Origin of the sequence: Anaerococcus sp. NML200537, from assembly GCF_026131715.1 — a bacterium.
GTDB classification, from domain to species: Bacteria; Bacillota; Clostridia; order Tissierellales; family Peptoniphilaceae; genus Anaerococcus; species Anaerococcus kampingae.
In genome coordinates this window covers 1-10,822 of record NZ_JAMXSL010000054.1, presented here as the reverse complement: position 1 = coordinate 10,822, position 10,822 = coordinate 1, and the positions used below count along the sequence as shown (strand labels likewise).

General features: G+C 37.7%; 9 protein-coding genes and 1 pseudogene. 5 read left to right on the top strand and 5 right to left on the bottom strand.

Translation table 11 applies throughout. From position 1 onward, the window contains the following. Positions 1-211: 211 nt before the first annotated feature. The 5 genes from NH288_RS10770 (at position 212) to brnQ (ending at position 5,544) form a co-directional block, all read left to right on the top strand. Entirely contained in the window at positions 212-697 is a 486-nt protein-coding gene (locus NH288_RS10770; RefSeq protein WP_265215272.1) for a PTS glucose transporter subunit IIA, read from the top strand. Position 698: 1 nt separating this feature from the next. Continuing rightward, positions 699-1,505, top strand: coding sequence for a Cof-type HAD-IIB family hydrolase (locus NH288_RS10765; protein WP_265215270.1), 807 nt, complete (start codon positions 699-701; stop codon positions 1,503-1,505). 18 nt (positions 1,506-1,523) lie between these two features. Continuing rightward, positions 1,524-2,327: a Cof-type HAD-IIB family hydrolase gene (locus NH288_RS10760; RefSeq protein ID WP_265215268.1), complete on the top strand. Its 804-nt coding sequence runs from the start codon at positions 1,524-1,526 to the stop codon at positions 2,325-2,327. Between the two features lie 10 nt (positions 2,328-2,337). Then, positions 2,338-3,558 (top strand): diphosphate--fructose-6-phosphate 1-phosphotransferase, encoded by a 1,221-nt coding sequence (locus NH288_RS10755; RefSeq protein WP_265215266.1) that lies wholly within the window; start codon positions 2,338-2,340, stop codon positions 3,556-3,558. Between the two features lie 678 nt (positions 3,559-4,236). Then, positions 4,237-5,544 (top strand): branched-chain amino acid transport system II carrier protein, encoded by a 1,308-nt coding sequence (gene brnQ, locus NH288_RS10750; protein ID WP_265215265.1) that lies wholly within the window; start codon positions 4,237-4,239, stop codon positions 5,542-5,544. A 34-nt stretch (positions 5,545-5,578) separates the two neighbouring features. Here the strand turns inward: brnQ and NH288_RS10745 are convergent, their stop codons facing one another. The 5 genes and pseudogenes from NH288_RS10745 to NH288_RS10725 all read right to left on the bottom strand — a co-directional run. After that, positions 5,579-7,639: a glutamine synthetase III gene (locus NH288_RS10745; protein ID WP_265215264.1), complete on the bottom strand. Its 2,061-nt coding sequence runs from the start codon at positions 7,637-7,639 to the stop codon at positions 5,579-5,581. 155 nt (positions 7,640-7,794) lie between these two features. After that, on the bottom strand, positions 7,795-8,724 hold the full coding sequence (locus tag NH288_RS10740) for a DUF4234 domain-containing protein (RefSeq protein ID WP_265215263.1): 930 nt from the start codon (positions 8,722-8,724) through the stop codon (positions 7,795-7,797). Continuing rightward, positions 8,724-9,374: a zinc ribbon domain-containing protein gene (locus tag NH288_RS10735; RefSeq protein ID WP_265215262.1), complete on the bottom strand. Its 651-nt coding sequence runs from the start codon at positions 9,372-9,374 to the stop codon at positions 8,724-8,726. The genes NH288_RS10740 and NH288_RS10735 overlap by 1 nt, the downstream gene beginning before the upstream one ends. 12 nt (positions 9,375-9,386) lie before the next feature. Continuing rightward, on the bottom strand, positions 9,387-9,788 hold the full coding sequence (locus NH288_RS10730) for a DUF2752 domain-containing protein (protein ID WP_265215261.1): 402 nt from the start codon (positions 9,786-9,788) through the stop codon (positions 9,387-9,389). A 170-nt stretch (positions 9,789-9,958) separates the two neighbouring features. Beyond that, a pseudogene (locus tag NH288_RS10725) lies at positions 9,959-10,822 on the bottom strand (hypothetical protein); the annotation flags it as partial.

The following is a 10,822-nucleotide window of genomic DNA, read 5'->3' as shown; positions in this document are numbered from 1 at the left end:
GTGTAAGATTAGTTAATGATGATGTATTACTATTTTGTTTCATAAATACATTGTATCAGAAAAAGACGAGGATGTTTAATTTCCTCGTCTTTTTCTATGTTAGGACTTTTGCAACAGCCCCTTTTAACTTATACATATAAAGGTAACAAAGACTTCATTTGTGGTATAGTGATTAAGAGACAGTTTTGCATACATAAAAAGAGGTGAGCCAATGTCAATAATAGATGACATAAAAAATATATTTAACAAAGAAGACAAGATATTTTATGCCCCAATCAAGGGGGAAATTACAGAAATAAAAAATTGCCGCGACCTAATTTTTTCTGAACAAATCGTAGGGCCTGGTGCTCTTATCATAGCCGATGAGGGCAAGGTCTTTGCCCCATGCGATGGCAAGATTACGATGGTTGCCCACGGCAAACACGCTATTGGAGTTGAAAGTAAAAGAGGCATCCAAGTCCTAGTCCATGTTGGCATAGGGACAGTTGAGCTTGAAGGCAAGGGCTTTAATGCATTCGTAAAATCTGGCCAAGAGGTCAAAAAAGGCGACCTCCTTCTAGAATTTGATCTTGATGCAATCAAAGAAGCTGGCTATAGCCTAGAATCCCCAGTAGTTATCACTAATCCAACCATCAAAAAAGTTAAATTGTCAGAAGCAGAAAATGTAGAAGTAGGAGACGAGCTCTTTAGCCTATAAGATGACTAAAAAATTAATTGCAGTAGACCTGGACGGGACCCTACTAACAAGCACAAATACCATAAGTAAGAAAAGTAAAGAAATAATAGAAAAAGTCTTAAATGCCGGACACAAGGTTGTAATCATCACTGGCAGAGACTTCTATGGATCAATTACGGTGGCAAGAGAGCTTTTTAATAGGCACTATGGAGGCCTTGTTGCAAGCGCAAATGGTGCCCTAGTCTTTGACCTTGCCAAAAATCAGCCAATCATAAACCACACTATCCCAAGAGAAGTCGTAAAAGAAATGATTGCTTACGGCAAAAGCCTTGGCCTTGATTACTTAATTTATCACGATAATGAAATCCTTGCAGAAAAAGATGATGCCTACGACCTAGACTTTCTCTCAAAGAAAAACAAGCTAGAAGTAGAAATCATAGAAGATTTAGCAGATAAGCTTGATTTTGACCTAAACAAACTTTTATTTTCGGCAGAACCTAGTCTGATTGAAAAAGTAAAGTCAGATTTTGAAGAAAAATTTAAGGGTAAGGTAAACCCAATCCATTCCATGCCCCAATTTCTAGACTGCATGCCAGCTGGTATTCACAAGGGCAGAAGCCTTTTGGAAATAGCTGACTTTTATGGAATTGACCACAAGGATACCCTAGCCTTTGGCGATGAAATCAACGATGAAACCATGATAGAGATGGCAGGCACTGGAATTGCCATGGCAAATGCCAGTGATTATATCAAAAATCTTGCCGATTATATCTGCCCGACAAACGATGATGACGGCATAGCCCTATATTTAGAAAAGAATATTTTGTAAGGAAAAGAAAGGAAGAAAATGACGAAACTAATTGTAGTAGACGTAGACGGAACACTTGTAAATAGCAAGAGTCAAATTACAGAAAGGACAAAAAACGCCCTAATAAGGGCAAGCAAAGAAAGACATGAGGTCATGATAGCCTCAGGCAGACCTACATCTGGCATCTATGCCCTAGCTAGCGCCCTCAAATTTGACGAATTTGGTGGTCTTATCTCATCCTTTAATGGTGGCATGCTCTACGATTATAAAGAAAAGAAGATACTAGCCAACCATCCAATGGACTTAAGTCTTGCCAAAGAAATCCTACAATTTTCCAAAAATCTTGACTTAGAGCTAATGGTGCCAAAGGGAGATTACATAATAACAGATGATGCTAGCAAGCATTATAGCAATTGGGAAGCCCAAAACCTAGGTGTCCCTCTTAAGGAAGATAAGACCATCAGAGATAGCATTGACTTTGAGCCAAACAAGTTCCTCTTCGCAGCAGACCCAGAAAAAATTGACGAGCCTCGCCAAAAATTAATAGAAAAATTTGCTGACAGGACTGTCCAAGTCCAATCATTGAGGTTCTACCACGAAGTCATGCCCCTTGGCCTATCAAAGGGCAATTCTGTCCTAGAAGCAGCCAAGATCCTAGGCATAGGTACAGATGATATCCTAATCTTTGGTGATGAAATGAACGATATAACAATGTTTGAAATCGGCGGCACCAGAGTTGCCATGGGCAATGCAGTTGACCATATCAAGGAAATCGCCGACCACATCACCTTATCAAATGATGAAGACGGGATAGCAGCCTACCTAGAAGAATATTTATTTTAAGGAGAAGATAATGAATGTAATAATAGCCCAATCCGGTGGACCTACATCAGTAATAAACTCATCTCTTGCAGGTGCTATTGAAGGTGGCATAGACAATGACTTTAAGCATATCTACCTATCAAATAACGGCATCGAAGGCATCCTCAAAGAACATATAGAAGAAGTCGACCAGGAAATCTTTGCCAAGGACAATTGCGGCAAAAAACTTATGGCCAGGCCATCATCAATACTTGGTTCCTGCAGGTATAAATTATCAGATGACCTAGACCACCCAGACTATGCCAAAATTTTTGAAGTCCTAAGAAAAAACGCCATCGACCTCTTTATCTATATTGGCGGCAACGACTCTATGGACACAGTCACAAAACTAAATAAATACATGGTAGAGAAGAAAATCGAAGACATCCATGTCATAGGATGCCCTAAGACAATTGATAACGACCTAATGGGTATGGATCACTCCCCAGGCTACGGATCAGCTGCCAAATACATAGCATCCACAATCAGGACAATCAGGACAGATGTCGATATCTATGACCTAGAAAGCGTGACCTTTGTGGAAATCATGGGCCGCCACGCAGGCTGGCTTGCAGCAAGCTCTCTTGTGGCCAACCACAAGGCCAAAAAAGATCAGGTCAACCTCCTCTATATACCAGAAGATGAGAAATATCTAGATGATATCTTTGATGAAATAAAAGAGGCCCTAAAGACTGAAAACAACCTCATAGTAGCCCTAGCTGAAGGCTTTAGGGACCTAGAAGATAAGCTAAACGAAGAAGTCTTTTCAAATAGTAAGGACGGTTTCAACCACCCTGTAGTGGCAGGAGTTGGCGAAAGACTAGCAACTATGGTTAGAGAAAGGCTAGGAGTCAAATCCAGGGCAATAGAGCTAAACACAGTCCAAAGGACCAACACCCTAATAAGTAAGACAGATGCAGAAGAAGCCTACAAACTAGGCTATAGGGCAACAGAGCTAGGAATCGACCACACCAACCTAGTCCCAGTCCTAAGAAGAGCAAATAATGATAATTATGAAGTCACCTACACAGAGGTCAAACCATCAGAAATAGCCAACAGAGAGATGATGATTCCTGTAGATTGGCTAGGTGATAAGAAAACCCTAGAAGAAAAAATGATAAACTATTGCCTCCCACTAATCCAGGGAGAAATAGCCCAGACCTACCAAGACGGCATGCCAGTCTTTATTGAGAAAGAAGATTTTATAAAATAAAAACAAATTCCTATGGCTTTCAGCTGTAGGAATTTTTACTATAAAATCATTAAAATTATCTAGAGTAAAGACGCCTTGCAAACTTCATCTCGAGCGAAGCGAGAAAATCCCGTCGGCTCCAGGAAACAAGCCTAAAGACACTCCACCCTTGCTTCGACCAACGTGGAGAAGCCTAACAGGGTATTTCGTAGTCAACAAAAACCCAAGAACAACAATCCGTTAATATTCAAGGGGATAAAAAAATTAGCAAACACCTTCTCAAAGTAATTCAAACACCCAAGCAGAACTAATAGATCTCTCGACAAGCTCGAGATAAGGAAACAAGCCCATCGGCTCATGGAGACACGCCCCTCCGGCGCGTATCTATGCCTAACCCCATTTGTGAAGCAAATGGTTGGTAGGCTTGATGCCGTAGCTGAGGAGCCCCACGCGAAGCCCTATCCCAATCTTCTGTAAGAAGATTGAGGAAGGACTGGTGCAGAGGCAGAGTGGTCGAGCTTTAGCTCGAAACAAAGAACTTCTATATCAACTATTTTATTAAATTCTATACTCATTAAATAAAAACTCTATTACAATTTTCAATTCTCTCATCCTCCACTAATTAAAAAATAAACATTTTTTTGAATTTTTAAAAGCTAAGGTATAATGATAGTCTGAATTACATACAAGGAGACAATTTTGAACAAGAGAAATAAAGACATACTTATTAGCGGACTTGCCCTTTTCGCTATATTTTTTGGTGCGGGCAATTTAATTTTTCCACCCTATTTGGGTGTCATAACTGGAGATGGATGGGCTTCTACCATGCTAGGATTTTTGCTAGCAGACCCTGTTATTCCGATTTTTGCAGTAATCATGACAGCCTTTGCTGGAGGGCGTGCTGTAGATATCGGCAAGCGAGTGGGCCCCAACTTTTCTAACATTTTAACTATAGCATCTATCATCTGCATAGGTCCTGCCTTTGCCATCCCTAGGACAGCAGCCACTACCTATGAGGTAGGCTTTAAGTCCTTTTTCCCAAACCTACCTATCTGGACTGTAACTTTAGGATTCTTTGCTATCACCTTTATCCTTTCCTTTAGGGAAACAAGTGTAGTAAATATCATAGGCAAATATATAACACCCTTCCTCCTATTTTTCCTATTTGTATTAATAGTTAAGGCTATTATTAGTCCAATAGGAATGCCAGTTTCTAGCGATGTTAAGGATGGATTTTTCGTAAAAGGATTCTACGAAGGATACCAAACAATCGATGCCTTTGCCTCTCCCCTTTTTACTGGTATTGTCGTAACAGACATGATCAGAAAGGGCTATGGCAAGACTAATCAAAAGGAAAAAATGTCTTTTATCATAGCTGTAGGCTGTGTGGCATCAGTCTTTCTAGCCCTAGTCTACGGAGGACTTACCTATCTAGGGGCAAATGCCAGTGGGATATTTTCCCAGGCAGACTCCCGTGTAGAAATCCTAATAAACCTTGTCTACATGGTCCTAGGAAATTTCGGCAAATTTGCTATAAGCATCTCGGTAAGCTTAGCCTGCCTTACAACAGCCATTGGCCTTACCTCATCAGCTGGTAATTTCATCGAAAACTTAACAAATGGCAAGATAAAATATCTTTACACAGCAATCTTTGTAACCCTAGCAAGCTTTCTCATCTCATCTTTGGGTGTGGATGCTATAATAAATCTTGCAGCTCCAGTCCTAAATATAGGCTATCCAATCATAATTTGCCTGGCCTTTTATATGATTTTTGATAAAAAAGTCCCTTACAACATGGCCTACATCCTCATGGTTACAGCAGTAATTATAACAGCTGTCATAGAAACTTTTGGCAAAAAATTTGGCCTTATAGGACTTGTAGACCTTATACAAAACCTACCCCTAGCAAAATTTGGCTTCACCTGGTTCATCCCTTCCCTAATATGCTTCATCCTTGGCATAATTTTAGGAAGGCTTGGCCTAGGCAAGAAAGTGACCTATAAGTAAATACTTAAAAAGACGAGCTTTTGCCCGTCTTTTCTTATAAAGATTTTAGCATGTCCACATAATTTGGCATGGAATAATTTTCTCTTGATATTAATTTTTCTAGGCAGTCTGAGATTTCTCTTATCTTCTCTGCTAGGCTCCTGGTCTGATTTTGCAAATAAAAAGCCTTGTCTTCTCTATCTTTTATAGATTCAGATTTTTTTAAGATATTTATGATTTTCTCGCTATAATCAAGAAGTTCTCCTACTTCTTCATTAATCTTATTAGCCCTTGCCTTAAGCTTATCATTGTCCACAAAGGCCAGGTAATCCCTGATTTCTTTGATTTCCCTCATGGCTGATGGGAGGATTTCTTGCTGAATCATATTATTTAAAATCTCTAGCTGGGAAGAGAAGAAATTGATCACCTCTTCAAATTCAACATTAATTATAGATTCAATTTCCTTGCTTGTAAAGATTCCCGCCCTTTCAAATATATCGTAGGCCCCATCTTCCTTTGCAGCCTTTAGGGCTTCTAGAAAACTTGGATAATTATCAAGGCCACGGTCACGAGCTTCTTTTTTCCATTCTTCTGAATAACCATCACCCTGGAATAAAATCCTTTTATTGGCTTCATATATTTCCCTGATTATGGCATAAGCCTCTTCTTTTCGCCATTCTTCATCGGCCTTTTCTAGCCTATCAGCGATTTTCTTTAAAGATTCTGCCATGGCAATATTTAAGACTGTATTTAAGTCTGCTGCAGACTTAGATGATCCAAGCATTCTAAATTCAAACTTATTGCCGGTAAAGGCTATTGGCGATGTCCTATTTCTGTCTGATGAATCAGTTTTTAGCTCGCCCAGGTGAGGTATTTTAACCTTGTTAGATGGAACTTGTCCTTCAAAGTCTCCCCTGGCTATGGCCTTTAGGATTTCTTCTAAATCAAGACCTACAAAGACAGAAAGAATGGCTGGTGGGGCCTCATCGCCTCCTAGCCTGTAGTCGTTTGTGACAGATGATGAAGCTATCCTGATTAGCTTTTGGCACTCGTTACAAACCTCTATCATGGCTGCCAAAAACAAGAGAAAGGTCATGTTATTTTTTGGATCCTTGCCTGGTGAAAATAAGTTTTTACCATAATTTGTGGCAAGGGAATAATTGTTGTGCTTGCCTGATCCTGCCATATTCTTAAAAGGCTTTTCCTTAAGAAGGCAAACCAAGTCGTGCTTGAGGGCAGTTTTTTCCAAAATATACATCAAAAGCTGGTTATTATCCACGGAAATATTTGCATTTTCAAACATTATCGCTATCTCAAATTGGTTTGGACCCACCTCATTGTGCTCTGCTTCCATGTAGATTCCTAGGTCATAAAGCTGTTGATTGACATCTTCATAAAAATCATTGACCCTCTGAGGAATAGCACCCAGATAATGGGAAACCAGCTCTTTTTCAACCATCGGCTCAGAGCCAATTAAGGTCATGCCCGAATATTCGAGGTCAATTCTCTTGTCAAAATATTTCTTATCGATAAGATAAAATTCCTGTTCAAGACCAAGCTTCGCCTTGACCCTATAGGTTTTTTCATCTTTCAAAAAAAGATTGCAAATCCTAGCGGCTTCACTGCTTACCATGTTCATTGACTCTATTAGAGGTAGCTTCTTATCTAATTTCTCCCCATAAAATGAAACGAAGACTGATGGTATGTAGAGAACCTTGTCTAAGATAAAGGAATTGGCTGTCAAATCCCAATATGTATAGCCCCTGGCTTCAAAAGTTGAACGCATTCCACCGGATGGAAAGGATGAAGCATCAGGCTCTCCCTTGATTAGTTCCTTACCCGAAAACCTATAGATAGGATTATGCTTATCATCCCTGCTCAAAAAGGCGGTTTTCTTTGTTGCAGTCTTGCCATTTAGGGGCTGAAACCAATGTGTGTAGGATGTAGCACCCTTAGAAATAGCCCAGGCCTTCATGGCATGAGCGATAGAATCAGCTGTCTCTCTGTCTAGGTTTGCATTTCCTCTTGCTGCCTCTTTCCATTTTAGGTAAACTGGATAAGGCACATTTTCCTTCATAGTCTTCTTATCAAAGGCCATATTTCCAAACTTTTCCAAAATATTACTCCCTAATTTTCTTTAGCAAATTTACTTTTTCATTATACCTGCGTAAAGAAAAATTATAAATGGACCTAAATAATTATTCTTAGTAAGATTTCACAAATAAAAAAATCATAGCTTATGACCTCATCACAAGCTATGATTTTTTAATTTTAGTAAATTGGGTTTTTTTGGTTGTAGCCTCTACATACCTTATTTACGTTTTTGATTGTAATATTTCTTGCTACAAAATATCCAAGTCCACATATCCATGAACCAAGAAGTAGCCATAATATCACGCTTGCTCCATTTTCTTGAATATGGTAGCCATATCTATGACCGTTTGCTGCAGTTCTATTTGCTAGGGCATAATCCCAATAAATACTATAAATACCACAAGTTAGGATTGTTAAAATTAGATATTTTAATACACCACTAGTGTGTTCTCCATCTCCTGCGCAAGCAATATTTACATCTCTTGATACTGTGTGGACAAAATATAGACTATATAATCCGCAAGTAATTAAATTTAATAGTAAGAATAATATCAATGATCTTCTTTCTGGTAGCATTCCGTGAAAATCTCCTGAATCTCCTGTATATTTAAAGGCATCTGAATCTTGGTAAGCTCCATTTGCTCCGCTTTTTGCCTTAGCGGCTCCATCAGCATCCTTAGCAAATTTTGAGCTTATCTTTCCTATTTCAGTCATAAATAGACCAAAGGCAGCCATTATTTCTGATTTTAAAAACTCTGTATCGCTTAATTTGTTAAAATATCCATCTTCATAGATTACATCACCAGCAGACATAGCTACTAGGTATATTAAAACTGGTGCCCCAATAGCTAAGAGTATTAGAATCACACTTACAATTGGCCTAAAGAAAAAATCATAATAGGTTACCTTTCTTATTATTAGGTCAATTATCCTTACTATAATCATAAATGCTCCACTTATAACAGTAAGGTTAAAAAGGTCTTGGTTATCAGTTTTGTTCCACTGTCTAGCAACTGTATATAAACCATATCCAAAAAATACTACAGAAACTAAAGAAAGAAGGTTGGCCAATAGGTTAAATGCCATTGAAAATAAAAATCCTAACATTAGAAAATACCTCCTATAGTAAATATAACTAACCTAAGTAGGTCAATTGCAAAAAGAATTGCACAAACAGAAGCTGCTCCAAGGCCTGTTAGGGCAATGATTTTCACAAGGCCACTTGGCTTTATCTCGATGCTTGCTTCATTAGATGCGTCTTTTTCCATATCTTTCATGCTTTTAAAGATAGGCTCATTGTCTACCCTATTTTCATCATTGGAAAATCCATCTATTGCATCACTGCTAGCTTTTTCTTCAAATAAATTATTAGCTGGCTTAACTTCAACATCTTCCTTGATATCCTCAACTGTTTGATCGAGAGTTTCTTCAGCCTTTTGGGCTGTTTCTTTTACTGTTTCTTTTACTTCTTGAGCAGTATCTTCAATATTTTCCTTGGCTGTATCAAGGGATTCTTCTACAGATTCCTTGACTTTTTCAGCCTTTTCTCCTAGATCTTTGCCTACTTCTTCTAATCTTTCAGCAGCCTCTTGCTTTTTCTCGTCAAATTTTTCTGAAAATTCTTCTTTTTTCTCATCAAGATTTAATTCGACTTTTTCGCTTGCTGGTTGAATTTTTTCTTGGTCAACTGGGCTACCGCATTGGGCACAGAAATTAGCGCCTGGCTTTAGCTCAGCACCACAATTTTTACAGAACATCTCAACTCCTTTTTATTTTTTAATAAGATTCTCATAGGCCTTATAAATTATCGAATCCCTAGGCCTACATACTACTATATCATCGCTAGGATCAGCCATCCTTATAAAATAAACAGCAAATACTAAGATAAGTCCCAAAATGATGGCAATTTTCTTAAACCTATCTGATAGTTTTCCCCTAAATATATAAGCCACTAAGACAATAGCTGGTAGGGGATAAAGTGGATGGTAAGCAAAGGCCAAAGACGGCTTAAGCCTAAGTAGGGAAAAGTAAGCCCTCGTCATACCACAGCTTGGACAGGAAATCCCTGTCAGCGCCTTGATTGGGCAGGTAAAACCAAGTGCAAAAAGCAATGCATAAAAAATTATAATTGCTAATATAAAAAATATAAAATCCTTGGTTTTATCCTTCATCGCTGTCCTTTCATACTTTAACAAATGATATATTATTATTATATCATATTAATAAGTGAAATTCTATTATTTACTAGTTTTCTTTGTTTTTCTTTGGGATTTAACAAAAAAATACCAAGTCTATCTTGTCAGATTTGACTTGGTATTTTAATATTATTAAACTTTTTTATCTAAGCATTGGCTTCTAGCTTTTCTATTAGGATTCTTACCTTCTCTAAGATAAGTTTTTGTCTTATTAATAGGACTTCGAGCTTAGCTCTTTTCGCTTTAGGCATCTTGGCAGTTTTCATATAGTTTTCTGCTCTTTCTAGGATAGCTAAGGCTCTCTTATAAGCCATTTTAAGATTAACTAGAGCTTTTCTAAATTTCTCTTTTTTAATCTTTGCTGCATCCTCACTTGTCTTCTCGTCATCCTTTGACTTATTATCATTAGTATTTGCTTTATTATTAGTATTTGCTTTATTATTAGTATTTGGCTTATTATCTGATGGTGAGCTTGGCTTATTATTTTGACCCTTATTTTCTGGCTTTTGATTTTCTTTAGCCTTTTTATTTTTTAGGACTTCTAGGCCGACTTTTTTATCATTTAGGGTCTTTGCATCTTTTTTGATTGCTTCAAGGATTTGTTTTAGAGAAATCTTCTTTTGATCAAGCTTTGCCTTTATTTCCTTGTAGTCTTTAGCCATTTCTGGGGCAACTCTTTTATCTAAGCTATCCTTAAGTGTCCTTATATCTTCATCTAGATTTTTAGCCTCATTATCTAGGTCTTTCTTTTTATTTTCAAGGCTTGTTAGCTTGTTTTTATTTTCTACAAGTTCTTTATTTAAAGCTTCATTCTCATCTTCAAGAGCTTTTTTACTAGCCTCTTTATCTTCAATTTCTTTAAGAAGTTTTTCTTTAGCCCTTATTTTTTCATCATAACCTTTGATAGCTGCTTCTTTTGCCTTGATATCAGCCTTTATTTCGTTTATTGCTTTTAAATCATCTTCTAATTTCTTATTTAATTTTACTACTTCAAGGTCATTAGTCTTCTT